This is a genomic window from Lysinibacillus sphaericus, assembly GCF_006864135.1.
In the GTDB taxonomy this organism is placed as follows: domain Bacteria; phylum Bacillota; class Bacilli; order Bacillales_A; family Planococcaceae; genus Lysinibacillus.
Genome location: NZ_SADV01000004.1, coordinates 175,158 through 201,953 on the forward strand (window position 1 = coordinate 175,158; position 26,796 = coordinate 201,953).

General features: G+C 35.6%; 22 protein-coding genes and 1 other annotated feature. Of the genes, 18 read left to right on the forward strand and 4 right to left on the reverse strand.

What is annotated here, in order from left to right; all coding sequences use genetic code 11:
* Positions 1-119 precede the first annotated feature (119 nt).
* The 5 genes from C7Y47_RS06915 (at position 120) to C7Y47_RS06940 (ending at position 5,287) form a co-directional block, all read left to right on the forward strand.
* Entirely contained in the window at positions 120-623 is a 504-nt protein-coding gene (locus C7Y47_RS06915; protein ID WP_255505052.1) for a hypothetical protein, read from the forward strand.
* Positions 604-1,335, forward strand: coding sequence for a 6-carboxyhexanoate--CoA ligase (gene bioW / locus C7Y47_RS06920; RefSeq protein WP_142508099.1), 732 nt, complete (start codon positions 604-606; stop codon positions 1,333-1,335). Before C7Y47_RS06915 ends, bioW begins: the two co-directional genes overlap by 20 nt.
* 3 nt (positions 1,336-1,338) lie before the next feature.
* Positions 1,339-2,508 carry an 8-amino-7-oxononanoate synthase gene (gene bioF, locus C7Y47_RS06925; RefSeq protein ID WP_142508100.1) on the forward strand — a complete coding sequence of 390 codons (1,170 nt, stop codon included), beginning with the start codon at positions 1,339-1,341 and terminating at the stop codon, positions 2,506-2,508.
* Positions 2,509-3,333: 825 nt separating this feature from the next.
* Entirely contained in the window at positions 3,334-3,891 is a 558-nt protein-coding gene (locus tag C7Y47_RS06935) for an RNA polymerase sigma factor (protein ID WP_142508101.1), read from the forward strand.
* Complete coding sequence (locus C7Y47_RS06940) at positions 3,857-5,287, forward strand: DUF4367 domain-containing protein (protein WP_142508102.1); 1,431 nt, start codon at positions 3,857-3,859, stop codon at positions 5,285-5,287. The genes C7Y47_RS06935 and C7Y47_RS06940 overlap by 35 nt, the downstream gene beginning before the upstream one ends.
* A 130-nt stretch (positions 5,288-5,417) precedes the next feature.
* On the opposite strand, the gene C7Y47_RS06945 is transcribed toward C7Y47_RS06940, so the two are convergent.
* The 3 genes from C7Y47_RS06945 to C7Y47_RS06955 all read right to left on the reverse strand — a co-directional run bounded on the left by C7Y47_RS06945 (position 5,418) and on the right by C7Y47_RS06955 (position 8,743).
* A complete protein-coding gene (locus tag C7Y47_RS06945; RefSeq protein WP_142508103.1) occupies positions 5,418-6,272 on the reverse strand; it encodes a transglutaminase family protein in 855 nt (284 codons plus the stop codon).
* A gap of 61 nt (positions 6,273-6,333) precedes the next feature.
* A complete protein-coding gene (locus C7Y47_RS06950; protein ID WP_142508104.1) occupies positions 6,334-7,299 on the reverse strand; it encodes an alpha-E domain-containing protein in 966 nt (321 codons plus the stop codon).
* Positions 7,253-8,743, reverse strand: a complete 1,491-nt coding sequence (locus C7Y47_RS06955) for a circularly permuted type 2 ATP-grasp protein (protein ID WP_142508105.1) — start codon at positions 8,741-8,743, stop codon at positions 7,253-7,255. The genes C7Y47_RS06950 and C7Y47_RS06955 overlap by 47 nt, the downstream gene beginning before the upstream one ends.
* Positions 8,744-8,916: 173 nt before the next feature.
* Between C7Y47_RS06955 and C7Y47_RS06960 the strand changes: the two genes are divergently transcribed.
* Positions 8,917-9,330 (forward strand): hypothetical protein, encoded by a 414-nt coding sequence (locus C7Y47_RS06960; protein WP_142508106.1) that lies wholly within the window; start codon positions 8,917-8,919, stop codon positions 9,328-9,330.
* A 348-nt stretch (positions 9,331-9,678) separates the two neighbouring features.
* Complete coding sequence (locus C7Y47_RS06965) at positions 9,679-10,656, forward strand: tyrosine recombinase XerC (RefSeq protein ID WP_142508107.1); 978 nt, start codon at positions 9,679-9,681, stop codon at positions 10,654-10,656.
* A 57-nt stretch (positions 10,657-10,713) separates the two neighbouring features.
* On the opposite strand, the gene C7Y47_RS06970 is transcribed toward C7Y47_RS06965, so the two are convergent.
* Positions 10,714-11,583 (reverse strand): LysR family transcriptional regulator, encoded by an 870-nt coding sequence (locus C7Y47_RS06970; RefSeq protein WP_142508108.1) that lies wholly within the window; start codon positions 11,581-11,583, stop codon positions 10,714-10,716.
* A 216-nt stretch (positions 11,584-11,799) separates the two neighbouring features.
* Between C7Y47_RS06970 and C7Y47_RS06975 the strand changes: the two genes are divergently transcribed.
* The 11 genes from C7Y47_RS06975 to C7Y47_RS07025 all read left to right on the forward strand — a co-directional run bounded on the left by C7Y47_RS06975 (position 11,800) and on the right by C7Y47_RS07025 (position 26,698).
* Positions 11,800-12,909 carry a Gfo/Idh/MocA family protein gene (locus C7Y47_RS06975; protein ID WP_142508109.1) on the forward strand — a complete coding sequence of 370 codons (1,110 nt, stop codon included), beginning with the start codon at positions 11,800-11,802 and terminating at the stop codon, positions 12,907-12,909.
* Between the two features lie 68 nt (positions 12,910-12,977).
* The gene (locus tag C7Y47_RS06980; RefSeq protein ID WP_142508110.1) at positions 12,978-13,490 is read left to right on the forward strand and encodes a DinB family protein; all 513 of its coding nucleotides are present in this window, start codon (positions 12,978-12,980) and stop codon (positions 13,488-13,490) included.
* A 654-nt stretch (positions 13,491-14,144) separates the two neighbouring features.
* On the forward strand, positions 14,145-14,294 hold the full coding sequence (locus tag C7Y47_RS06985; RefSeq protein ID WP_049665318.1) for a hypothetical protein: 150 nt from the start codon (positions 14,145-14,147) through the stop codon (positions 14,292-14,294).
* A 260-nt stretch (positions 14,295-14,554) separates the two neighbouring features.
* On the forward strand, positions 14,555-14,725 hold the full coding sequence (locus C7Y47_RS06990; RefSeq protein ID WP_142508111.1) for a transcriptional regulator: 171 nt from the start codon (positions 14,555-14,557) through the stop codon (positions 14,723-14,725).
* Positions 14,726-15,111: 386 nt separating this feature from the next.
* On the forward strand, positions 15,112-16,812 hold the full coding sequence (locus tag C7Y47_RS06995; protein WP_142508112.1) for a putative bifunctional diguanylate cyclase/phosphodiesterase: 1,701 nt from the start codon (positions 15,112-15,114) through the stop codon (positions 16,810-16,812).
* A gap of 365 nt (positions 16,813-17,177) precedes the next feature.
* Positions 17,178-18,023 (forward strand): GIY-YIG nuclease family protein, encoded by an 846-nt coding sequence (locus tag C7Y47_RS07000; RefSeq protein WP_142508113.1) that lies wholly within the window; start codon positions 17,178-17,180, stop codon positions 18,021-18,023.
* Between the two features lie 167 nt (positions 18,024-18,190).
* Positions 18,191-18,409, forward strand: a binding site (T-box leader).
* Positions 18,410-18,472: 63 nt separating this feature from the next.
* Positions 18,473-19,909 (forward strand): proline--tRNA ligase, encoded by a 1,437-nt coding sequence (gene proS, locus C7Y47_RS07005; protein ID WP_142508114.1) that lies wholly within the window; start codon positions 18,473-18,475, stop codon positions 19,907-19,909.
* Between the two features lie 779 nt (positions 19,910-20,688).
* On the forward strand, positions 20,689-21,993 hold the full coding sequence (locus C7Y47_RS07010) for a PQQ-binding-like beta-propeller repeat protein (protein WP_142508115.1): 1,305 nt from the start codon (positions 20,689-20,691) through the stop codon (positions 21,991-21,993).
* Between the two features lie 526 nt (positions 21,994-22,519).
* A complete protein-coding gene (locus C7Y47_RS07015) occupies positions 22,520-22,846 on the forward strand; it encodes an ArsR/SmtB family transcription factor (RefSeq protein ID WP_142508116.1) in 327 nt (108 codons plus the stop codon).
* Positions 22,843-23,259 carry an SRPBCC family protein gene (locus C7Y47_RS07020; protein WP_142508117.1) on the forward strand — a complete coding sequence of 139 codons (417 nt, stop codon included), beginning with the start codon at positions 22,843-22,845 and terminating at the stop codon, positions 23,257-23,259. The genes C7Y47_RS07015 and C7Y47_RS07020 overlap by 4 nt, the downstream gene beginning before the upstream one ends.
* A gap of 268 nt (positions 23,260-23,527) precedes the next feature.
* Positions 23,528-26,698: an ATP-binding cassette domain-containing protein gene (locus C7Y47_RS07025; RefSeq protein WP_142508118.1), complete on the forward strand. Its 3,171-nt coding sequence runs from the start codon at positions 23,528-23,530 to the stop codon at positions 26,696-26,698.
* Positions 26,699-26,796 lie beyond the last annotated feature (98 nt).

Below are 26,796 nucleotides of genomic sequence, written 5' to 3' on the forward strand. Positions count from 1 at the left end.
CATTTTAGCTACTTTCCTATCTACATTTGTGTTAACTTATTATTAATATAGGTTAACTCAAATAGAGAGAATAGGAGGCAATGACATCAAGTATTTAAAAAGTAAGATGGAGGAATAAAATGATCCGAAAGTTTTCTACATATGATTTTGCCCAGATTTCATTGCTAGCTTGTCTTATTATCGTTACAGGCATGTTTAAAATGCCAACAGGTTTTCCTGGGTCTGACTTTCAATTATCAGCACCTATTGCAGTTGCGATTGCAGCTGTATTTGGATTTAAGCGATATTTTCTAGCGGGGATCATTGCAAGTATAATCTTATTTTTACTAGGTATACACTCGATCTTAAATGTGGAGATCTCATTCATTTTTCGATTGACTGTAGGCCTACTTATTGTTTTATTTGGGACTTCAATTCCGGTACTTGTTTTGGTAGGCCCAATCGGAACAACGATTGCTAGATTTGGTTTGGCTTTTACGTTAGGAACTCCATTGTTACCGTTATTAGTTTTGGCTATTCCAGGCATGGTAATCACAGCTGTTAGTGTTTATCCCATTACGAAAATGTTACAGACAATAAATAGGAAAGTAGCAGGTAATAATCATGTTAAAAACGTGTTATAGCATTCGAATGCGTGCGGCAGAAAGAAGCCCTAAACTAGGGGAAAAGCATATATCTGGTGGTGAACGGATAGGTAGTAAATCTCAGATAGAGCCAATTGTAAAGCAGTTATTGAACAAAGCAAGTAATCATTCGCGTGGAGATGCTGACTTTATACAAATTACCGTTGAAAAAATTGCGCATGATCGGATACAGTATTTGCCACCCTTAGAAATTACGACAGTTGAGGCCGATTCAATTGAAAAAGCCCATAGTGAAGCAAGAAAGATACTAACCTCCTTAGGTGTTTCGGAACATGCATTGAATGTTGCTTTTCACCAACTTGATAGTCATCAAAACCTCCGTGGGGCGATCATTCTAAATAGTAAAAGCGGCTTACGGCTTGACGATCGGGGGGAGAAGGGTGTTCGTGTATCACGAATCGATTGGCAAGACGCTAATGGGGAGCTGAATGAGCGCGTCCGTGAAGCGTTGGCTCTGGCGACGAAAGTGGCAAATTCTCCGTTTACAATTGCAGAATTATGTTGGTCTGATGATCCAGATTACGTGACTGGATATGTAAGTAATCGTGCCATTGGTTATGTCAGAATTACACCGTTAAAAAGGGAAGGCTGCGAGAGCGGAGGGCGCATTTATTTTGTGTCAGATGAAGTTGAACTAGAATCTTTTATAGACTATTTAGAAAGCGTACCGGTTCTCATTAGGAGGGATTAAAAAATGGATCATTGGTTTCAGCAGGAACTACAGTTAATAGAAGAGAAAGGATTGACAAGAAAGTTACGTTCGTTTTCAAATGGAAATGAGAGCGAGATCATCATGAATGGTAAGAAATTCTTGCTTTTTTCATCTAATAACTATTTAGGTCTTGCGACAGATTTTCGGTTAAGAAAGAAAGCATTTGAAGGTATTAGTAAATACGGTACAGGAGCAGGTGGTTCGAGATTAACAACCGGAAATTTCGTCATTCATGAACAGCTTGAATCTGAAATTGCGGATTTGAAAAAGACTGAAGCTGCCATTGTTTTCAGCAGTGGTTATTTAGCGAATATTGGTGTGATTTCGAGTGTGATGAAGGCTGGGGATATGATTTTTTCTGATGCTTGGAATCACGCGAGTATAATAGATGGTTGTCGACTTAGTACTGCAAAGACAATTGTTTATGAACATGCGGATATGGTAGATTTAGAGCATAAATTAAGGGGATCACTTGGAGATGGAAAGAAGTTTATTGTGACAGATGGCGTCTTTAGTATGGATGGTGATATTGCTCCACTTCCCGAAATAGTTGCACTAGCAAAGAAATACAATGCTTACATAATGATTGATGATGCGCATGCGACAGGTGTCTTAGGAAATGATGGCCGTGGTACTGCTGATTATTTTGGATTGAAAGATGAAATTGATTTGACAGTGGGCACGTTGAGTAAAGCGATTGGTGCAGAGGGTGGCTTTGTGGCGACGTCGTCCATTGCAAAGAACTATTTACTCAATAGCGCTAGATCTTTTATTTTCCAAACAGCTTTATCTCCAAGTGCGATTGAAGCGGCGCGAGAAGGAATTTCCATTATTCAACATGAGCCCGAACGAAGGGAACAATTGCTGAATAATGCTAAGTATTTACGTCAAAAATTGGTGGAATCGGGTTTTATAGTTAAGGGAGGAGAAACGCCAATTATATCTCTTCTTATTGGTGATGCCCATGAAGCTATGCAATTTTCTGAGAAACTAATGGATGAAGGTGTTTTTATTCCAGCGATTCGACCACCAACTGTGCCAAAAGGGTCAAGCCGGTTGCGGATTACAGTGATGGCTACACATACAATGGAGCAACTCAATGTAGTCATAAATAAAATTAAGGAAATAGGAAAAGAAATGGGTATTGTATAAAAAGACTTATTGAATCTAATAATTTTGAAAAAATGTTAAATGGTTAAATCATTGTTGGATTAATGAGAACTTTAGTTGACAGCATATAAATTTAAATTAACAGATCTTAATTAAACCCCTGAATTCTTCTCCTTAGCGTAGAAAAACAGGGGTTTTCATGTAAATTGTTACAAATGATTCAATGCTTTAACACTCATTTTAACTGTTAAATCATGCTCTCTACCTGCATAAACACCTTCAACAGGGCTTATGGCGGAATAATCACGGGCAATGCATAAAATAATGTGATTTTTTAATACTTCTACATTATTATTTGGATCGAGACCAATCCAGTAGATGCTTGAGACAAATTTGGTCTAAAAACGAAATATTACAATACAGATTTATTACACGTTCGTGCATTTGTGAAAGAAGATTTGATCAGCAGTTGCATGTAAAGCAATTCGTGAAATGCTACTAACTTTAGCGAAATAAGTAGCCAAGCATTCAAAGTGAAGACACTTTGAATGCTTGGTTTTTTAACTAATTTAATTATGTTTTAGAAAAAAGAATGGGTTTAAGAGGTAAATTAGTTGATATTAATATTATTTATTAGAGATAGTTCGTAAACTGCAACATTAACCAAGATCAAAACAAAATAATGATGGAAGTAGACACTATTGATTTGAAGCAGTCCTACTTTTAATTTCATAAATGTATCCTCATTAGTAACAGAAACTTTTAAACAGCTATTGTTATCCTTTTGACAACAAGTTTTCTAATAATTGGAGGTAGTGTCACAAAGTCTAGCGCCCATTCGTTATATAGAGTGAGAGGAGGAATTACATGAAAGGTACTAACAAAGATTATGAAAAGATGGAAGAACTATACGAATTGTATGAACAAAAAATTTATTATGCAGCCTTTTCTATTTTACATAATATTCAGCAGGCTGAAGATATAGTTCAAGAGACATTTATTACGCTCTATCATAATCTGGAGAAGATCCGCAGTTTGGATACTCCAGAGCTTAAACGCTACATATTGAGAATTGCGAAAAACAAAACGATTGATAGGTACCGGAAAAATAAACGACATAAAGTGTTTTTAGAAGAATATCAAAGAGAGTCGCCAGAAGTAATAGATGAAAATATTGAAGAGTGGGAGCAACGTTTAATGTCTGAGATTCAAATTGATACATTGCTAACAGAGTTAACTGAGTCTTACAGGCAGGTTTTTAAGTACAAAGTCTTCTATAACTTAACTTATCAGGAAATTTCAGAGGTAATGGAGCTTACTGAAGTCAATGTCCGTAAGCAATTTGAACGCGCTAGAAAACGATTACAGAATATTCTAGGAGGTATAGAAAATGAAGAATTCAAAGAACTCCAAAAATATGTATGACTTTGCTGAAAAAATTGCTTTAGACGATTTTGATAAACTAGATGATCAACATAAATTTTCAGATACTTACATGGACAAAAAAAATTTGTTTATGGAGGAAATTAAGATGAAAAGCAAACAGCCACAGCAAAAACGTAAAAAGAATCATATTTTAATCGCCGCTGCATGCTTAATGATTGGCATACCAACAACTGCTTTTGGTGCAGTAAAGGTCTATGATATGATTGTCCAAAAAGAAAATTATGAAGTAAATGTCTCTGTGTCAAATAATGACTCAAAAAAGAATAATAATTGGTATAAATTGAAAGTGAATTATTTGCCGGAAAATATGGTAGAAATCGAAAACGCTCCTATGAAATATTCATTTAAAGATAATTACGCAAAGGGTGGGTTTTCATTCTATCTTTGGAGAGTGGGCAGAAATTCCAATTTTCAAACTTTATACTCAAAAAGTTATGAAGAAATAGATATAAATGGTAAGAAAGCAGTGATTGTCAATAAAGACACTGGAAACAAAAGTTTAGCCTTTGACAGAGAGGTCTATCTTTTATTTGAAGAAGAAGGGATTATGGTGGATTGTACTATTGGAACCGATGTTAGTGAAGAACAAATGATGAAGGTCATGGAGAATATTTCACTTGAGCCAACATCAAAAGAAATGGCATCATTCACTGCCGATTTAGATGATGCTCTTTATAGTGAAGAGAATAAACCAACAAAATTTACCGTTATTCCATTGAGCAAAGACAGTAAACAACTATTTAGCGTAGGAGAAAAGGTTCCAGTAACCTTAGATCAAATAAGCAGATTAGATAACCTTGAATTTATTATAGAAAAAGTTGAAGTTTTTGATTCAATCAAAGATTTTAAACAAGATAACTTTAATGAAATGGGACTAGGAGTACTAGCCAACAATAAAGCTATAGATCAGAATAAGGAATTGTTACCGTATAGACGGGATGTATATAAAGTTGGAAATGGTAAAGATTCTATTAACGAATTAGTAGAGTCACAATTAATTAGTCCTAAATTTGTTTACCTGACAACAACAGTGAAAAATATTGGTAACCAGGCTATAGAAAAAATTTGTATGAATCCGGGCATACAGGTACTGAAATATAAAAATAATGCATGGAACTATGCTAAAGAAGATGGATTTGACGAAAAAAGTATTATGACGGGCGAGGTTGATTATCTAGCACCTCACGGAAATGGAAAATCCTTTTACTTTATTGACAGTATCCTACCCGGACAAACGATAAAAGTTAACTTAGGTTATTTTGTAGACGAAGATAAACTGGATTCAATCTTCCTAGATGCTTTCCATTACAGTGGGCATGGTGATACTATAGACATGAATGCGAAAGATCGTTGGTGGATTGATATTCGTAAGTAATAATCAAAGGAAATAGTTTTATGGGAATGAATATAAGAAATTATTTAAATAAGATGGACAGTTAAACAACAAAGGGCAATGCTAAATTCCATTAAAAAAAGTCGGATTCCTATAAGGAACCGACTTTTTTTTACAAATGATTCAATGCTTTGACGCTCACTTTAACTGTTAAATCATGTTTTCCACCTGAATAAACGCCTTCAACAGGGCTTATATCGGAATAATCACGGCCGATGCATAAAATAATGTGATTTTCTAACACTTCTACATTATTAGTTGGATCGAGACCAATCCAGCCGATTCCTGGTATCATGACTTCTACCCAAGCGTGGGTTGCAATATCACCGATTAAGGCAGAGTTTTCATCGACGTATAAATAACCGCTAACATAGCGTGCTGGAATTCCTTTAGCTCTTAGCACCGCAAGCATGACATGTGTGAAATCCTGGCAAACACCTCGCTTAAGGGAAAAGGCTTCGCTTGCAGTTGTCGTAACATCGGTTGCACCAGGAACGTATTCAAAAGTCGAGTATAAATATTGCATTAAATTTAATGAAAATAATACAGGATTTTCAGCATGACCAATTGCATGATAAACTTCCTCTAACTGATTTTCTGTCATAAACGTAAAATGTGTAAACTTTAAATAGGGCAAATAATGCTCATAAAACAGTTTCGAGTGAAAAATTGTCTGCATTTCTAGTGAATATTGAATGCGATGAATGAATGGTGCACGTTGAATGCTGACAATAGAGGTCGTTTGAATTTCTAGCTCTTGATGCTGCTCAGGTATATAAAATGTGCCAACCGTATTGCCCCATATATCTGTATGCTCACGCGTTAAAGATGAAGGAGTGATGGCAATTCGATAAGATAGTAAGCGCTGACGCTCATCGCCCCTTGGTTTTAAGCGGATTGTATTTAAGCTTTGATCGACTTCAGACTCATATTGAAAAATATTTGTATGTTGAATTTCAAATTTCATTGTGTCTGCTTCCTTTGGATTACTGACTTGCTTGTTGAAAGGGAGCTGTTGTTGATTCCTTTCAAGGTTGTACGCTGGGTTCATATAAATGATGAATTGTTGAAAATGTATTACCAAAATCAATACATTGACACAATCTTTCCTCCATTAACAAAATAGTTTCCTCTAAGGTAATATTCCATAAATCTACATTCATCACGGCAAATAATAAACTCTTTAATGAGGTATGAAGCTCTAAAAATCTAGCTGAAAGAGGGTCGCTTTCTAAACAGATAAAAGCTTCTTCTAATTTTTCTAAGCAAAACATCACTGAACGTGGGAAATGTTTATCCTGTAATAAATATTGAATAACATAAAGTAAATTGGTTTGGCGATGCTTGCGTAAATAAGACTCCGTCGCCTCCGATAAATCAAGTAAAAACGATCCGTCCGCTTCTTTTAAAGAGATGGCTATTTCCTTATGTTGCTCCAGTATAATTAAAGCCATACGAATCGTCTTTTCTACACGTTCTAACCATTTCCCAACTTGCATGAAATAAAACGGTAAATCTCGATCCATCGAGCCTTCGATAAACCCCGTTACCGTCAAAGAAGTCTTGCGAACATTTTGTAAAAAAGAGTTTAGATCAATTAGTGGAATTGGTCTTTCACGTTCTAACATGTCTTGCTGTAACGATAAATAAAAGGCATTTTGCAATTCCCAAAGCTCAATGGGTATGCTATCTCGAGTTATACGGGCGTTTTCTCGAACTGCACGTAAAGTAGCATGGAGGGCGTTGCAGTTATTATTAGAAAAGAGTAGATATTCGATAAGTGGATTGACTCGAATCGACTCATAAAAGGACAAGTATTCTTCCTTCGAGGCACAAATATTTAACACCGCTTCCCAATGATCGATGTATTCATTTTCTTTGCCAGATTGCTCCAACATATTTAACAGCTGTACTTGTAATATATGTGCATTCGTTTGTGATCGTTCACTATATCGTGCCATCCAGTATAGTGCATCGGCTACTCGACTTAGCATACTGCAATTCCTCCTTTAATATCCATGTATCTTTTGCTCCTCCACCCTGGGAAGAGTTCACGACTAAAGATCCTTCTTTTAATGCTACACGCGATAAACCTCCAGGAAGCACATAAGTATCCTCACCCTTCATGACATAAACACGCAAATCGACATGACAAGGATAAAATCTCCCATCCTGAAAAGCTGGTGCTCTAGACAGGCTAATTGTTGGTTGTGCAATGTATTGAACTGGGTTTTCCAATATTTTTTTTTTAAAAATAGCCATTTCTTCATCACTCGCATGCGGACCAATTAGCATATCATAGCCTCCTGATGCACTAACGTTTTTTATGACAAGCTCTCTCATATGCTCAAGAACCCAACCTCGCTGTCTATCATCAGCTAGATGATAAGTTTCCACATTACGTAAAATAGGTTCCTCTTTCAAATAATAGCGAATCATATCCGGTACATAGGCATACATCGCTTTATCATCAGCAACACCATTACCAACAGCATTTAAAATAGCAATATTTCCAGCCTTATAAGCAGTCATAATATGAGGAACTCCAAGTAAAGAATCCTCACGAAAAACAACAGGATCTAAGAAATCATCATCAATTCGACGATAAATAATATCAATTTGCTCTAGACCGTATATTGTCTTCTTATACACCTTATTATCTCGGACAACTAAATCTCGCCCTTCAACAAGCTGAATATTGAGCTGCTGTGCTAAAAAAACATGATCGTAATAGGCCGAATTATACATACCTGCTGTTAAGAGGACAGCTTTAGGTTCTCTATCTGGGTTCATAGAAGGTGGACGATGAGCAAGAAGTGCCTTCTTCATAAAGGCCATTTGTTTATCGAGTGACTGGATCGTATGTTTAGAAAAAAATTCAGGATACACTTCCTTCATCACAGATCGATTTTGAAAAACATAGGAAATCCCTGAAGGATTGCGTAAATTATCTTCTAACACGTAGTAAACGCCATGTTCATCACGAATCAAGTCTATGCCTGCTAAAAAAATATGATTATCAATAGGTACTTTTACACCAAGCATTTCTTTATAATAATACCGATTGTTTTCAATGAGTTGTTTCGGAATAAGCCCATCCTCAAAAATGGACTGTTCATGGTAAACATCATGTAAAAAACAATTTAATGCTTTCACACGCTGCTTCATACCAGCTTCTATTACTTCCCACTGTTCATATGGAATAATAATAGGTATAAAATCAAAGGGCATTGTCCGCTCTGTTCCACCTTGTGCACCATATACGGTAAATGTAATGCCTTGTTTAAGGAATGTTGATTGTGCTTGTTGATATTTTTCATCTAATTGTTCCTTAGTGAAAGCATGGAGCTTATGGTGGAAAGACCGATAATGAGGCTTCGGTTGATTACCTTCGAACATCTCATCAAAAAACATACCAGATTCATAGAACTTCATCATATGGATCGCCCTCCGAATTTAAGTAGTAGAGAAAACGTGTTACACTTAGTAAGAAACAATATCGCCTTAGCGACATTGTAGTAAATGGGTACCAATGAAAAGGCACCACATCCGCATTCATCTCATCACCTTTAGAGTAATGAAGATAAATACATATAAAAGGAGCAAATGAAATGACAATCATTAATTTAATGCAAGCGTATGAGCTAGACAAGCTTTCAAAATTAGATTTTACTGATGGGGAGATTTTACACACATTACAAACAGGGGATGTATCAGTTTGGCAGGAAAAAGTACCAAACTATGAATTTTCCGAAACAATGGCACTTTACCAAGAAGGGGAGCAAATTTTCATAGATGCTCTGCACGGTAACTACAGTATCAAATATGTAACTTTGCCAGGCATTAAACGCTTATTGTATATTCGTTTCCAATTAGAAGAAGGAAAGGATTATCAATTATTAGAAACGGGAATCCAGCATTTAACTTGTGATGAGGAAGTTATCGCTAAACTTCAACATATGCTATCAACAAACTGGTCTCTAGCCAAACAAGTAGATGGGACGTATAGTATTTTTGTAAAGTAACGGTTTTCATACCGAAATCGACGAAAATCCAAATAATTCCACGCGTGTTGTGAGAAGAATCGACACGTACAGTTACCCATCTTTTTATTTTTCGAATCGTCTCAGAGCATTTAACTCACTAGATTTAAATATTCATTTTTTTTGCTCTTTATACCTAAAAAATGAAACTTTCATAAAAACTTTTAAAATAGGTGATTTTCTTTCTAAAGAGAATCATCTTTTTTATTGTCCACAAAAGGAACATTTGTTCTGCGTTGTGAGAAAGAGCAATTTTTTCACTATAAAGTTCCCAAATTTATATTTGGGAACGTTTTTTCGTGGTAAAATAGAGAAAATAGAGGTGATTTTATGGAAAAGACGAAGCTTCCTAAAATAATGAGAGATTTCCTTGTTTATTTAACGACGATTAAAGGGAAGTCTCATCGCACAAGAAAAGAATATGAATACGATTTGACTTTATTCTTCCGATTCTACATAGCAGTTCAGCATGATCATGAACTATCAGATTTAACGAAAATCGATATTTCTAGTATTTCAATAGAAGAAATTCGTGAAATGACACTAGAGGATCTATATTTATTTATGGAATATTGCGAGGTGGAGCGAGGGAATTCAGCATCTGCGAGAGCGCGTAAAGTAGCAACGTTAAAATCATTTTTTAAATATCTAAAAGGGAAACGACGTCTACTAGAGGAAAATCCGGCAGATGAATTAGAAACGCCAAAAATAGGACGGAAAAAGCCTATCTATATGAATATGGAGGAAGCTACGCAATTTATCGATGGTATCCAGCCAAATCGTGCTTCACCGAGGAATTATTGTATGATGATGTTTTTCTTAAATTTAGGGATTCGTGTGACAGAGCTTTGTCAGCTAAATAGGTCATCTATACAAGGTCGCTATTTAACGGTTGTTGGTAAAGGGAATAAGGAGCGGACAGTATATTTGAATGATAGCTGTATCCAGGCACTTGCAGACTATGAAAATGGTAGAAAGACGGCATATAAAGGAGGGGGTGAAGAGCCTCTTTTCGTCTCACAAAAGGGAACTCGCTTCACTCGGCAAACCGTTGCAAAAATCGTTAAACAAATTAATCAGCAATCAGGACTTCAAAAAGAACGCCTGACACCACATAAGTTACGGCATACATCTGCGACAATGATGTATAAATCAGGGGCAGATATTCGAAGTCTCCAGCATATACTTGGCCATTCAAGTGTTGCAACGACACAAATCTATACGCATATTGAAGATGAAGAGCTACAACATGTACTCGAAAATAATCCTTTCAATATTGTTCGAACTAAAGAACATTACATTGAATAAAATAGGCAACTAAAAAAGCCGATTATCCTTACTTGTAGGAGTCGGCTTTTAGTTCTATTATCTGTTGTTAGCTTCCATGCCATTAATAGCGTTTGTTAGCTCAATAAACTGTCTTTCAATTGGCGTAAATTCGTGATGTAAACGAGTAATTAAATATAAATCAACGAATCTAAAGGTTGATGGTACTTCTAAGTATTGTTCAATGTTGTATCGACTTGCTATACGTTTAGAAACTAGAGTAATTCCCATGCCCATCATGGCAAATTGTAACAAAGTTTCTTGGTCTCCCACTTCAATTAATTCTCCCTGCGTAATAGCTAAATTCTTACAAATATCTCGCAATATTGAAAGATACAAACAGTTATCAGATAGCACAAGTAAGTTTTTTTCATATATATAATCCTCGAAGTTTGTACTTTGATCAATACCTTGACCTATGATAACCATTTCTTCAAAAGCAACTTTTTTATACTTTATATGCTTATTTTTTAATGTACCAATTGTATAGGCTAGATCAATTTTCCCTTGCAGAATTTGATTTTCTATATACGCTGTTGAACCTGTTTTTAAGGTTACCGATAAATTAGGGTATGTTTGATAAAGCTTATTTAAAGCTTGTGATACTTGAGTTCCTCCCATTGAAATCATCGTACCAACTCGTAGTTTTTCTTCATGTTTTTTCATCATATTTTCTGTTTCTTCCCAAAAAAACAATATTTTCTTAAATTGATGATATAATTTTTCTCCATCTTTTGTTAGTGTTACACCTTTAGAATTTCTCATAAATAATTGTTGATTATAATGATTTTCTATTTTTTTAATTTTTGCCGTCATATTTGATTGTAGGTGATTCAATTTAGCGGCAGCAGCTGATATACTTTTCAATTCTGCAACTGACACAAATGCTTTCATGTTTTCAATATCCATTTCTATTCACATCCATCAAAAAAAGTGATAGGACCATCATTAATAAACATTTAAAATGATGTCTTGTTGTCATTATACTTTGTATTAGGATATAGAGAAACTTATTAATGGAGTTTGTCATTCCTAACTAGTCTTTATTTTGAGGGGGAGTCTTAGTAGCTGTCGCTTCGATTTCGCTACAAATATATTACTACCAGTTAATAGGAGGTATAGTTAATGAAAAATAAAATTATCAATGTAGGGATTATAGGTGGATCTTTGAATAATCAATGGGCAAGTCAAACACATATCCCAGCTCTAAAGAACAATCCTTTCTACAACATAACAGCAATTGGAACTTCCAATATTGTTACTGCTGAAAAAAGTGCTAAAATTCTGAATGCACCTCATGCTTTTACAAACTATAAGGAATTAGCACAATCGAAAGATGTTGACTTAGTAGTTGTAAGTATCAAAGTCCCTCATCATTATGATGCTGTACTAGCAGTATTAGAAGAAAATAAACATATTTATTGTGAATGGCCACTAGCTATTCATACGCATCAAGCAGAAAAAATGGCTCAATTAGCAGAAGAAAGACATATTCATCACGCGATTGGACTACAAGGTAGGCAATCTCCAGAAGTTAACTATGTAAAACAAGCCATTCACCAGGGGGATATTGGTAAGGTTATTTCCTGTACTATGCAAGTTGCAACACAAGGAAAAGGTGGCATAACAGATGAAAAAGGTCGTTATCTATTAGACGAAGATAATGGAGCCACTCTTCTTTCTATTAACGGCGGGCATTCACTAGATGTACTCTGTTATATTTTAGGTGATTTTAAAGAACTATCTGCTACAATGAATGTCCACTATACCGAAGCGTTCGTACAAGAAACAGGTCAATCAATAGAAAAAAATACAGCTGATCAAATATTGATACAGGGGACGCTCGTAAATGATACTTCAGCATCTGTACATATCCAAGGAGGGGTTTATCCTGCTTTTCAATTAGAAATTAGGGGCAAAAAGGGAGCATTTCGCTTAACACAGAAAAATTCCTATGGCCATGTCCAATTTGGGAACCTTATCATTGAAAAAATGATTCATCCAAATAATTTGTTTAACGCTAAAGATATTTTAATGGAAGAAGTAAAAATATCAGAACAAAACAATGACGCGATCAGCTATGTGAATCAAGCTTATACGATGTTGGCAAAAGATATTGTGGAGAGCAGCAAGCATATTCCCGATTTTAAAGACGCTGTCAAACTGCATCGATTGTTAGATGTAGTTCGAAAATCCGCTAAGACTGGTAAACGAATATTCATAAAGCAGCCATAAAAGAATATTTCACATAGTATAAAACATATACAGAAAAGGGAGTAAAAAAAGAAGTGGAGGAGATACCTATGAATCAATTAATAAATGATCATCTATGTGAAACAAGAAACAACTTAGTCGAGGAAATACAATTATTAAGTGATAGTCAATTCAATGCTAAGCCTGATGCAAATTGTTGGAGTATCGCCCAAGTTTGCCATCACTTATCTTTAACGGAGGAGTCTTTTATAAAAGTAATTGCATGGGGTTTAAAACAAGAGAATAGTCAGCAAACAGAACGTAAAAATATTCACCTTATTTTAGATAGAACAACGAAAGTTCCAGCACCAGATTTCCTTGAACCAACAAAAGACTTTGTGACAGTTCAGCAAATCATGACGTTACTGGACGATTCTAGAAAGAAATTTACAACTTTCCTTGATACAATTGAAGATCCATCCCTATTAACAGAAAAAATCTTTAAACATCCATTTCTGGGCGAATTAGCCCTTGATCAATGGATAGAACTAGTTTATATTCATGAACAACGACATATTGAACAAATAAAAGAAATCAAAGCACTCATCAAAGTTGAGCATTAACGAACTTATTGGAGACTGAATACAAAGAATGATAAAAAAAGCACAACATTATGTAAAAGAATTTATAATTGAAATTTTAAATTCAATCGTATTTGAAGTAATTGGGAACATCTTAATTTTTATTCCTAGAATGATTATTAGATTATTAGTCTAATTTCTCATGGGCAACAAAAGAGATTGATAGATAGACATAAAAAGAAGGAAGGGGCAAAGAGCTTTCCTTCTTTTTTTATGCTGCAATTTACCATTTTTAAACAGTGGAATTATGAAGCTCTTCGAAAGTAACGTCAGAAGCTGTAAAAAGTAAACCTGTTGTCCTCAATATCACTCAAAAAGAGAAAGGCCCAAAATCAGGAACCACTGACCCAATTGAGATTGATGAAGAGATAACGTCTTAGTTGAAAGTAAATCATTTATATGGAGATGTTCCATTTAAAATATCTTCGATTAAAGGTAAAGGTAGAATTACTTCCTTGAATTAATATGTGAAATGAGCGAGAGCCATTGTTTTGATCAATTTTTTTCAAAACAATGGCTTGTGATATGTTTTTAATCAAACTATTTAGAAATACTTGACGAAATAAACCATCTGTTATATATTAAATAAAAATAAAAACAACTGTTATAAAACAGTTTGGTTTAGGAGGAATTCTAATGTCAAAGTATCGTGATGGTTATGAATTTTATTGTGAGATGTGTGAGCGCTATGGTCTTGAGCCAATTTCATTCCGCTACTATTTGCTACAGTTATCACAGCAACAACTTTCAGCTTATAATATGCAAGCCAAACAATTAGGAATTTGAAAGGTTTGTAATTAAAGGATGTGGTTATAACGGAAGCCGACGTGAATATTTTATGAAATGCCCAGCCATACTAATTTAAATGGACTGGGCTTTTGTGCATTTGAAAGAAATATCAGAAAATTCATTGACGTGGCAAAACGTCTGTTATATATTATAATTAAAAATGCAATTCTGTTATATAACAAGATATGTCGATCAATTATCACAAGAACAATTAGAATATTATAATGAAACTGTACAATTGAAAGGAAGTTATTAGTATGACAGATTATCGAAAAGGCTATGATTTTTACCGACAAGTGTGCGAGAAACATGGTTTAGAGCCAATAAATTTTCACTATTATATATTAAACTTATCTCAGGAACAATTAGATGCCTACAATGAACGAGCTAAAACATTGGGAGGTCAAATACAATATGAAATCTCTTAGCTTATAAAAATGCCTCACTGTCTTTATGTGACAGTAAGGCATTTTGACTTCATATCATAAATGAAGCAATTATTCAAGTGTAGTAAAATTACAGAAGATTCATATATTATAAAGATAACTAGGCTAAACATAACATATGAATAGCACTAAGGTAATTAAAGTAATCAAAAACTATCGTATTAAGTAAGTGAAAAGACCTTATTATTAGGGGCTATTTTATTGAAAACCATCAAATGTAGATTTGAATGGTTTGATATTTGGGTTGAATTAACTGCTTTTCTAAGACTATAATATAATTACATAAAAAGGGCGATATCCCATAACCTTATACCCCGTGGAAATATAAAATAAAAGTACCAAACCCCTCTAATGAACGGAGAATGAAAATGATGAATATCACGCCTGATAGTATCAATCAAGTTAACTATAGTCTGAAAGAATTACAAGATATTTTTTCAGTAATGAATAGTTCAATCATTGTAGCAATTACAGATCGAACTGGGAAAATAACGTTTGTTAATGATCATTTTTGCAAAATATCTAAATACACCCGTGAAGAATTATTAGGGCAGGATCACCGTTTACTCAATTCAGGTTTCCATCCAAGATCCTTCTTTAGAGAGATGTGGAAAACTATAGGCAAGGGTGAGATGTGGAATGCCGAGGTGTGTAATCGAGCGAAGGATGGCAGCCTTTACTGGGTGAAGACAACGGTATTTCCTTTTCTTGATGACAATGGTAAACCGTATCAATATATTGCTATAAGGGTCGATATTACCGCACAAAAGGATATAAAAAAGATAACTCATATTGCTTATCATGATGAATTAACAGGACTTCCAAATCGTCGTAAGTTAGAACAACGTTTAGAAAATGAATTTCATCAATCTCGACGTACAGGAGAGAAGTTTGCGTTATTTTTCATTGATGTAAATCGTTTTAAAAACATTAACGATGGACTTGGTCATATCATCGGGGATATGTTCTTAGTAGAAATGGCGAATCGTCTACGCAACGTTGATTATACATCAAATTCTATTTACCGCCACAATAGTGATGAATTTGTTATTATACTAAACGACGTTGACTGTATTGAGGACAAGGCTGATGAAATAATTAGCGTCTTTAATGAGAGTTTTGTTGTTAATTCATATGAATTTTACGCAAGTATTAGTATTGGAATTAGTACTTTCCCAGATCATGCGAACTCTCCTGAGGAATTATTGAAAAATGCAGATATCGCCATGTATGCTGCAAAATCTTCACGGGGTAATCAATACCGCTTTTATCGTCCAAATATGGAGGAAATCAACGATAAATGGTTATTACTTGAAACAAAGTTACATCAAGCGTTAAAAAAAGATAGTTTAGAATTACATTATCAACCGAAAATCAATTTAAAAACGAATACAGTGATTGGCATGGAAGCATTGCTTCGCTGGCATGACCCTGAACTAGGTTATATGCCACCGGATCGCTTTATTCCATTTGCTGAGCAATGTGGGCTCATTAATGATATAGGGGTCTGGGTGTTAAGGAAAGCATCTGCCCAGGTACGCACTTGGAATGAAGTACATAATTCAAACTTACGTGTTGCCGTAAACATTTCTCCGATTCATATTAGTACATCAGGCTTTGTTGAAATGGTACATGAAGTTATAGCAGAAACAAAAATTGATCCGCAGTTTTTAGAAATTGAAATAACAGAAATGAGTATGCTGGATTATACCGAGGACTTAATTAATACAATTAAGCAATTAAGAGCACTTGGTATTACGATTTCATTAGATGATTTCGGGACTGGTTATTCATCGTTAAATTATTTAAAAACGTTCCCAGTAGATGTTTTGAAAATCGATCGTGCATTCGTCCGTGATATTGTGCCTGAAAAATCAGGCATAGCCATGATTTCAGCTATGATCTCTCTAGCGCATGCCTTAAATCTTCAAGTAGTAGCTGAAGGTGTCGAGGAAGAGGCAGAATTAAACGTACTACGTGAACATGGCTGCGAGTACGTACAAGGCTATTATTTCAGTAAGCCATTATCGGTAGAGGACTTTACACAATTGATAGTAAAAAGTAGATAGTTCTAGGCAGTGTCAATATGGAGGATTTTGTCTTTAGTTTGGACAAGATCCTCTAAGTGTTTATGTATATTGAATATGGTGGTGGGTTCGTATTACTTATTCTCGAAGAAATTCTAAAGGAAAGTTTAGAGTATCTCGATATTTCCTATATGCGGAGCTAACGTTAAAGTTTGGATCATCACCAAAACGTGTGGTTGATTTCCGTTCCGACTGGGCGCTTTCCTGGGGGCGTCCAGTCGGAACGGAAATCAACTATTTACATAGTAGACGTTTTAACAAAAGTCATCCACAACTTTTGGTGATGAACCTAAGGTTTTGAATTTTGCCTATGCTAAAATTTCATTTTCTATAAAGGAGATAATAACATGGTCCATTTCTATTTATCTGATTTGTTAAAACGTTGCAACTATAAATTGAATAAAACATTACTTATTCGTCATTCGCTAAAACATGAGCGTTTCATCAATGCATATCGAGATGGTTTTTTACGTGAATATACGCAAAAACAGCCACCTCATTTTTTCGATGCCTTTGATCATATCATTGTCTTTTCCTCAGATGAAGGGACGACATCGAAATACTTAACATCGTATGAAGTAAGACATGGAGAGCAACCAAATGTTTCCCCATACTGTTCGCCATTTTTGCTAGAGCCTTATAAAGATGATATCATGCATCCTTTATTTGAAATTTCAAATGATCCTTTACGTACATATGAAAGTAAATTATTTATAGAATGGGGTAAAGCCGCTGTGAAATGGTATCAAAAAGGGACAAATGAGAAAATCATTACACAGCTTGTAAATACGAGTCAATTTGTCTTTCCTGGATACGAAAACGTCCTATTAACATTTAATGAGTTAAAACAAATCATCGATGACCCTCAAACATATGCAGATTGGCACATTGCCTTAAGTTCAATCAATGCGATTTACGCAATTACAGATTGTTCTAACGGTAAAATTTATATCGGATCCTCATACAATAAAAATGGTTTACTTGGACGGTGGTCAGATTATGCCACAACGATCCATGGAGGTAATGAAGCATTTAAGCAGTTACTTGCGAAAAATACAACAGCAAATTTACAATTCCAATATACAGTTTTAAAAGTGCTACCAAAAGATATAACAGCATTAGAAGCAATCGAAATTGAAAGTAGCTTTAAACGAAAGTTACAAACCATCCCTTTCGGCTATAATCGCAATTAACGGAGCAACAAATAATGAATTACAAATCAATTGCTAAAAAATACTATGTAATTGTGCTTGCTAGATGTAATTTCGTCTATAAGTAAAGTAAATTTTCTAATATTTCCCGAAAAATAATCGTTTTAATATTTGAAATTATTGAACTGTTTTGCTAAAGTTATATAAAATATAAATTGTTGATGTGGCCAAGTAAGTAAGAATAGTGAAACAGAGAATATAGCAATTGCTGAGAGCTATATCACCGCTTCTTATCTGAACCCTACCACGGAGATGTTATGTAAACATAACCGAGTCGTTTTCGTTACAAAACGTTAGAGGGTTTTAAGGTTTTCTTAAAACTAAATCAAGGTGGTACCACGTTTAGTCTGCACAAAGACGTCCTTATTTGTAGGACAGCTTTGTGCTTTTTATTTTTTAGTGGCTAAAGTTGCAAAAATGGAGGAGAGAATATGACAACACAACAAAATGATTTTTCGAAATGGTACATCGAGACAATCCAAAAGGCAGACTTAATGGATTATACACCAGTACGTGGCTGTATCGCATTCAAACCAGACGGCTATGAAATTTGGGAGTATATTCAGAAAGAAATGGACCGTCGTTTTAAAGAGACAGGTCATCGTAATGCTTATTTCCCGATGTTAATCCCTGAATCCTTCTTCCAAAAAGAAAAAGATCATATCGAAGGTTTCTCACCTGAGCTTCCTTGGGTAACAGAAGCAGCAGGCGAGAAATTAGAAGAACGTTTAGCACTTCGTCCAACTTCTGAAACGATGATTGGACATCTCTATTCGAATTGGATCAAAAGCTACCGTGATTTGCCGGTCTTAATTAATCAATGGGCAAATGTTTTTCGTTGGGAGAAAAAAACGCTTCCGTTCATTCGGACATCTGAATTTTTGTGGCAAGAGGGCCATACAGCCCATATTGATGAAGAAGATGCACGTCAAGAAACAATGCAAATGTTAACGATCTATAAGGAAGTAGTAGAGGGTTTACTTGCCATTCCTGTCTATGATGGACAAAAAACACCTTCAGAACGTTTTGCAGGGGCAGTCGATACATTTTCTATTGAAGCAATGATGAAAAATGGGAAGGCCGTACAAGCTGGTACCTCTCACTATTTAGGGACAAAGTTCGCTGAAGCTTTTGATATTAAATATTTAAACAAAGCTAATCAGCATGAATACGTACACACAACATCTTGGGGCACTTCCACACGTTTAATAGGTTCAGTAATTATGGTTCATGGTGATGAGCAGGGGCTTATTTTACCGCCACGAATCGCACCAACTCAAGTTGTCTTAATTCCTGTAGGACCATGGAAAAAGAACCCTGAAATTATAGAGAAACTAGATGACCTTTTTGCAGCCCTTAAAAAGAAGGGAATTCGAGTGCGTCTAGATGATTCGGACCAATCACCAGGCTACAAATTTAATGAATGGGAATTAAAAGGTGTACCAATTCGAATTGAATTAGGACCACGTGATTTAGAGAACAACCAGGCATTGTTAAAAGCACGAGATGAAGATGACAAGCAATCCATTGACCTGAATAACATTGTTGCAGCAATTGAGGCAGAGTTAACAACAATGCAAACTCGTTTATTCGATAAAGCACGTAAATTCCGGGATGAAAACGCTCATATAAATATCGATACACTGAAGGATTTACAGCAGCATATTAACACTTCCAAAGAAAATGGATCTATTTCTGGGTGGATTCTTGCTGGATGGTGCGGAGATGATGCATGCGAGGAAAAAGTGAAAGAAGAGACAAAATATACTTCTCGTAACATTCCGTTTCATCCACCAACTACGAAATCTACTTGTATTTGTTGTGGAAATGAAGCAAAGCATACAGTTTGGTTTGCTCAGGCGTATTAAATAGTTGTCAAATTTGCTTCCAAACACAAGTATTCAACTATTGGAAATATGTCCATATTTCTAATCCATTATCTGACATCTTTTCTAACTCTTATTGTTTCGTTCTAACTGTTTCGATTTCGTCTGAACGATAGGCTGTTTTTTTATTTCATTGATGAAGGTGGTCATATCTTCGACAAATATTATTTGCACGTGAATGGCTCGTCATACAACTTCTTGCTATTAGCCAAGAACCATTGTAACTTTCACTATCCTTTCGCTACAGGAAAATTAGTTACAATTAGATGTTTCTACGACGAGTAATCGATTGTCACTATCCTCGTCATAAAGGAGATGTCTCAAAATAGCTTTTCAGACATCTCTTTTTGTATTTTAGACTAGTTTGAATAGGAATGTTTGTTCTATAATAGATTTAACTTGAATCTAGACATTACAGTTTCCACAAGAATTTATGAAAAATCGTTCAATTATTGAACAACTTTGAAAGCAAGTTTGAAGGCAATCCCTATTTCCGATTAACAATGGAATGTCTTAAAAATGAAAAAGTATAGCCACTAAAGCTTATAGATGGAGATATGGAGTACTTGCTACAAATTCGATTTTCGTTTTATTGATTTCAACAAGGAACGTAGAGCAGTGGTGAACAGAAAATGAAAGCTTATGCTCCTTAGTACTAGGGGCATCTAACTCCAGTAGTGCGGATAGTTGGTTTCGGTTTAGATGCTTGAGGAAACCGTAAAACATGATAAGGTCAGTTAACAAATAAGGAGACTAATACAATGACAAATGATACTTTACAATTATCCCAGAAATGGCGAGAAGAGGGGTTACGTTATGCAAGTGAAATTAATGCCTACGTGCGCAGAGGATTAGAAACTAACTGGGAGGCACCAGGAGAGGAGCCAATTGAAGATTCACGCGGACAATTAGCTTCGCAAGTTTACCAGTTTATTAAACAGGCAAATAGAACAAAGGAACAGGAAACGCTCCGTGAACAGTTTCCAGCTGCTTCTTGGCCATTTCAGGAAACGCACAGCCAACTGATGCGAGCTGTTTATCCAATTGCATTTCTCCATGATGGTGCATTACTTGTTGCAGCGCAAAATGAAGATTTTTCACGAACTGTCTATGTGATGGATAAACAGGAAGCAAACCGTATCGAGCACATACAAGCAGCAAGTTGTTCTGCGGATGGGCGCGACATTGCTTTGATGGATGAGCTAGGAGTTCGTATCGTACGCGAGCCCGATCGAGAGTTGAACGGCACTTTGCTGGCTACATACAAATGGGCGACAATCATCGACCAATTGCACGAAAAATACCCCGATATTGAGACCTTGCAGCCAGAAAGCTATCGAAGCGCAGATGTCATTCCATTCGCTGATGGCACGAAGTTGTTGGTGGTATCGCATGATGGCATTTATTTGATTGAGGAAACTGATGCCCTCTTGTTGCACCCGTCAGTGGAAAATATAAGGGAGTGGGCAGAGGAAGAGGATGACTTCACAGCAAGTTTAGCGATGCCACATGGAGCTGTTTCGCGAAGCAGCAGATGGCTGGCTTATGGAAGTCAAGACAGCGATCATATGTTGTTAGATATGGAAAAGTATGTTATGCATTCGTTTGAACCGATGTCGAGTTATCCGCATTACAGCTTGTTCAGTGCCGATAATGAGCATGTTTGGTTCAATGCATGTCATTTTTATAATGGATGTACACTTGGTATTTCACTCCATGATCTTAAACCGGACAATAATGAAGAGCCCCTTTCAATAGATGAAAGTATGCGTGTATATGCCGGTGTTGCAGTGCAAGGGGGCAACATTTTGGGTGACGCATATGGTTATTTACGAATGATTGATTTGGAGGGGAATGAACTTTGGCGTTACTTCGTATCTGGGACAATCAGTGGCATGGCATTAAACTCTGATGAGACAATATTGCTTGTCGGTACATACAATGGAATGCTACATATACTTGATTTAACAAGTACAGAGCCAAGTCCGTTTGAGATTAGCACAAGTTCAATACGTGAATCGAACCGCTGGATCATCTGGGATACTCAGCAACCACTGTACTGGTAGTTTTTATAGGCAGATTCTTTAAGGTTTATTTTATCAACATGAATGTATGAAAAAAGCTTTTACATATCAAGACGAAAAATCAAATAAAATTTGGACAATTGATTATTCTTCTTGTATCACTTTTCCGGAAATGCAACAGGCATACTAAAGTGACAAGGCGAAAATAATACTAAATGGAATAAAGGCTATAATAAAGGAATAGAAGTATCTACTTTCATGTCCGTAAACGCGGACGTCAAAGTGGGTACTTCTTTTTCAAGTAGAGGTAGTTTAAATAGGGACAAAAGAATTACTAATATGTCCAGGCCTATTTTTAAGATTTGAATTTAATACATCAAATTTTTTAAAAAAGCATCCTGAAATACAAGTACACGGTGGAGGAGAAGCTCAGCAAATTATATATTAGTATTATTGATTAGAGAATAAAACGAATGGAAGTATCCCAAAATAAAAATTGACTGGACACTAAATGGTGTCGTATAATTAAGACACCATTTAGTGTCCAATTTAAAAGGGAGAGGAGATTTTGAGCGAGAAAAATCAAGACCGTGATGTTTATGCTGCTATTGCTGACCCAACAAGACGTCAATTAATACGCTTGCTGGCGGATGCGGAAGAATTACCTCTTCACGAATTAACGTCTCATTTTCAAATGGGGCGTACAGCAGTTTCTAAGCATTTGGCGATCCTTAAAGATGCTGATCTCGTAATTGCTCGTAGGGTTGGTAGGGAAACGAGATATCGATTGAATGCCAAACCATTGCAAGAAATTCAAGATTGGGTATCATATTACGAAGGATTCTGGAAAGAAAGAATGGCTAGATTAAATCTTTTATTGGAGGAAGAAAAATGAAAGCAGATGTATCTTTAGATTATCAATTTACAAGTTCAATCGAGAAAGTTTGGAACGCATTAACGGATTCAGACACTCTTGAAAAATGGATCTGGAAAAATGACTTTAAACCAATCGTAGGGCATAAATTTCAATTCCGAGCTGAGCCAAATGAATGGTGGGATGGAATTGTCAATTGTGAGGTGCTCAAAGTAGAAGAACCTCATACATTATCTTATACTTGGGCAAGTGCCGGAGAAACAACTACTGTGACATGGACGTTGACAGAAGGTACAGATGGCACTACACATTTACATCTTGATCAAAGCGGATTCAGTGAAGCAACAAAAGCTCGTCAAGGAGCAATCGAAGGAGCTAAATACGCTTGGGTTAACAATGGTAATCAGCTCGAAAAAGTGTTAGCAGAACTGTAAACTATTTCTCCATTATGATACCTGCTTTTCTAAATCAAAAGCAGGTATCATATAAGAAATGAATAAAATAAACTGTTCTTCAACAATCGGACGCTTTCGGAACATAGAAAGCGTCATTTTTTTAACTTCTTTCAGCCTTTGCTGAAAGAAGTTAAAGCCTCCGGACGCAATTATGCCGAGGCATAATTGATTGGATGTCATAAACATAACAAATGCAGTTGAAGTTGTGCTAACATGACAATACTAAATGGAATGGAGAGAATATCCGATGAAAATAAATCAATTAATTGCTAACAATATAAACCGCTTAGATGTCAACTTGTCGGAAGATCAATCTTTAGGAATTGCTGGATTGTCGGGCTCTGGTAAAACTACATTTTGCCAAACAATTGGTGAAGAATCTAAGAAGCGTCTTGTTTCTTTATTGCCAAAGGCAGAATATCAGTATTTGTTTCCTACTATTATGGAAACGAATTTCAGTGCCATCAAGATGGAAGAAATGCCTTTAGTCCTTTTTCTCGGGAAATCATCCATTTCTGCCAATCCACGTTCGACAGTTGGTACTCATACAGGTGTTTTTAAAGAGATACGTGAAAAGTTGGCAGATAAGTTTGATCTTTCTCCTGAAGTTTTTTCCTTTAATAATGCACTGGGTTGGTGTCCTGCTTGTAAAGGGCGTGGTACGACTAAAAATGTCGAATGTAAAAAGTGTAAGGGCAAGCGCTATAATCCGGAAGTTGAGCAATATAAGTTTGAATTATGGAATCAACCACATAGTATTTCCGATATAAACAATTTAAGTATAGAAGCGATTTATTCCCTTTCAGAGGAATTGGCGATTAGCGAAGAAAGACAACGTATTCTTACAAATATTATCCATATGAATATTGGCTACTTAACGTTAAATCGAATTATGGGTACCTTGTCTGGTGGAGAATTAACTCGACTGTACTTGGCAGAATTTATGGCAGCTAGTGAAAGTACGGTCATTATTATAGATGAAATTTCTGTTGGTCTTGATCATCAAACGCTGTTGAAAATTTTAGAGCAAATTAAACAATTGGGCTATAAAAACCAAATTTGGCTTATTGATCATTCTGACACAGTGCTCGATACAGCGGATGAGCAGCTGTTCTTTGGACCTGGCAGTGGGAAATACGGCGGTAAAATTGTCGAAGTATCACCACGTCCAGAACCAGTCTATTGGGAACGAAATCAGGCAATGCCTACAGACTATTATCAATTTCATGATCTTTACTGTCGTAATATTGAAATGGCTAACATTCAGATTCCAAAAAATAGACTCGTAACAGTTACAGGTGAATCTGGCTGTGGGAAATCAACCCTTGTCAATGAGTGCATCTCTAAGGACTTCCTAAAACGATATCCAAAAGATAAACTAGTCATGGTAGGACAAGACCGCAACCAATCAATTACTAGCCGATCAACGGTTGCAACGTTTCTTGATATTAAAAAGAAAATGACGAAATACAGTGATGACATTGACGATATTTTCCAACGTTCCATTGAAGACATTATCGAGGAGCTTCCACATGAAGACATCGCTCATAAACGTTTAAGTTTACTAATCAAACTTGGGCTCGGTTACTTGACGTTGGAAAGAAAAACACAATCTTTATCGACAGGGGAATTCCAATGTGTTCATTTAGTGTCTGAGCTATTTTCGAACGCAAGAAATCCCCATACGCTTTTTATTTTTGACGAGCCTTCAAAAGGCTTATCACAAAATATTTTAAACCAATTTATTGATAGTGTTAGGGACATTCTCAAAGACGAATCCGTTTCTATCATGATGATTGAACATAATGCTTATATGATTGAGAGCTCTGATTTTATCGTTGATTTTGGAAAAAGACAGCAGGAGCCAGTTCAACACCTTGATGTTGTCGGCCATGATGATTATTTTAGTCAACTTAACAGTACAGATAGTGATGTTTCATTGCATATCTCTTCAACACTTGCTTCAAAAAGTGGCATCCATTACTTAGAAGACAATCATATTAGCTATTTTAAAAATGCCGAAAACATTTATAAAGGCGGTATTTTAAAAAGCTTGTCATCAATGGCCCGTTTAATTTATGGTGAGTATGAATCAGCAACAATCGCACCAGTCGTCGCCATCGATCTAGAAAGACACTTATATAGTCAGTATAGTTTTTTATATGAAATCGGTGGATTAATTAACCATATCGTGGCTGCACATCCGACGAATAAAGATACGAGAAGCTTCGATTTCTTTAGTCAAGAAAACCATTGTCCTAGCTGTTCTGGACGCCTGCAAATAGAAAAATTTGATTTCAATATCGTCATGCAAGACAAAACAGTGTCGTTCTGGGATGGCTTATTACATCCAGACGTGATGGAAGTATTAAAATATTATCAATATCCGAAATTACAATTCCTTTTTGATGAGCTCAAGAATGAACTGGGTCAAGATATTAGTAAAAGCTACAATGAAATGACAGAGGAAGAAAGACATACATTCCTCTATGGTTATTGGGAAAAATCATTTTATGATAAAGCTAGTAAGTCCTCAAAAAAATGGGAAGGTTTTAATTTTATCCTTGGACGTTATATCGTTATTTCGAAATCAATCATTAAAGAGCAAATGAAAGAATCAAAAGAAATGATTGCCTGTCCAATTTGTCAAGGAGCGGTGCTAAACCATAAGAAAAAACTAACGTTTGGCGACACTGATATTCGCGAGATAATACATCAACCTATCGAACAGGTCATAAAAACAGTAGGGAACTTACCAGAGCTTGAAAAACTAAAAGCAATTGTAGGCGGCGATATGACTCTTACGGAAGATGTCTCCTTACTTCCTAGAGAAATACAAGTATCGTTAAAAATGCTTGAATTAGATCTAGCAAGCTTTGCTGGTTATGAAATAGTACTAAATAATGTTTTACCGTTTTGTGGCAAAATTAAAGACAATATCGATGCAATCAGCAGCAAAAATTTAATAACAATTTGTGATTTTGCCAACATTGACGAAACGAGAGAAACCATCATTGATAAGTATTTCACAAATGGAAAATACAAAAAACTAACGTACGTCTATGAAGCATTTGGCTACAAAAAAATTGTGACACAAATGAATAAAATTAAAGCAAGTCATAAATGTCCATTCTGTAATGGGAAGAAAGTCATTTCAGAAGATAATCTCCATGATGGCGTCTATAAATTATCCGTACCATGTGTTAGTTGCTCTGCAAGTGGTATCAATGATGAAGGACGTAAGGAAATTGTCGATGGTGTAGACGTGCAAACATGGTTAACTGGCAAAGTAAGTGACGTTGTGGAAGAAAGCTTACGAACAGAGGCTGTTGCAGATATTCCAATTTTTAACCGTATTCGCGAGTTGAATAAACGAGATATGATGGCAATTTACCAATGCCTAGAGCAAAACAATTAGATTAACGAAAGTTACTTCAGATAGACTCATTTGCAATAATAAAATTGCAAATGAGTTTTTATGATATTCTGAAGATGAGCTTCTAAAAAGTCATTAGA

Coding starts and splice junctions, on each gene's coding strand:
- C7Y47_RS07025 (WP_142508118.1), top strand. CDS start 23,528: ATGAAAATAAATCAATTAATTGCTAACAATATAAACCGCTTAGATGTC.
- C7Y47_RS06985 (WP_049665318.1), top strand. CDS start 14,145: ATGTCAAAGTATCGTGATGGTTATGAATTTTATTGTGAGATGTGTGAG.
- C7Y47_RS06990 (WP_142508111.1), top strand. CDS start 14,555: ATGACAGATTATCGAAAAGGCTATGATTTTTACCGACAAGTGTGCGAG.
- C7Y47_RS06980 (WP_142508110.1), top strand. CDS start 12,978: ATGAATCAATTAATAAATGATCATCTATGTGAAACAAGAAACAACTTA.
- C7Y47_RS06965 (WP_142508107.1), top strand. CDS start 9,679: ATGGAAAAGACGAAGCTTCCTAAAATAATGAGAGATTTCCTTGTTTAT.
- bioF (WP_142508100.1), top strand. CDS start 1,339: ATGGATCATTGGTTTCAGCAGGAACTACAGTTAATAGAAGAGAAAGGA.
- C7Y47_RS06975 (WP_142508109.1), top strand. CDS start 11,800: ATGAAAAATAAAATTATCAATGTAGGGATTATAGGTGGATCTTTGAAT.
- C7Y47_RS06995 (WP_142508112.1), top strand. CDS start 15,112: ATGATGAATATCACGCCTGATAGTATCAATCAAGTTAACTATAGTCTG.
- C7Y47_RS06970 (WP_142508108.1), bottom strand. CDS start 11,583: ATGGATATTGAAAACATGAAAGCATTTGTGTCAGTTGCAGAATTGAAA.
- proS (WP_142508114.1), top strand. CDS start 18,473: ATGACAACACAACAAAATGATTTTTCGAAATGGTACATCGAGACAATC.
- C7Y47_RS06955 (WP_142508105.1), bottom strand. CDS start 8,743: ATGATGAAGTTCTATGAATCTGGTATGTTTTTTGATGAGATGTTCGAA.
- C7Y47_RS06960 (WP_142508106.1), top strand. CDS start 8,917: ATGACAATCATTAATTTAATGCAAGCGTATGAGCTAGACAAGCTTTCA.
- C7Y47_RS06915 (WP_255505052.1), top strand. CDS start 120: ATGATCCGAAAGTTTTCTACATATGATTTTGCCCAGATTTCATTGCTA.
- C7Y47_RS06950 (WP_142508104.1), bottom strand. CDS start 7,299: ATGCTAAGTCGAGTAGCCGATGCACTATACTGGATGGCACGATATAGT.
- C7Y47_RS06945 (WP_142508103.1), bottom strand. CDS start 6,272: ATGAAATTTGAAATTCAACATACAAATATTTTTCAATATGAGTCTGAA.
- C7Y47_RS07020 (WP_142508117.1), top strand. CDS start 22,843: ATGAAAGCAGATGTATCTTTAGATTATCAATTTACAAGTTCAATCGAG.
- C7Y47_RS06940 (WP_142508102.1), top strand. CDS start 3,857: ATGAAGAATTCAAAGAACTCCAAAAATATGTATGACTTTGCTGAAAAA.
- C7Y47_RS07000 (WP_142508113.1), top strand. CDS start 17,178: ATGGTCCATTTCTATTTATCTGATTTGTTAAAACGTTGCAACTATAAA.
- bioW (WP_142508099.1), top strand. CDS start 604: ATGTTAAAAACGTGTTATAGCATTCGAATGCGTGCGGCAGAAAGAAGC.
- C7Y47_RS06935 (WP_142508101.1), top strand. CDS start 3,334: ATGAAAGGTACTAACAAAGATTATGAAAAGATGGAAGAACTATACGAA.
- C7Y47_RS07010 (WP_142508115.1), top strand. CDS start 20,689: ATGACAAATGATACTTTACAATTATCCCAGAAATGGCGAGAAGAGGGG.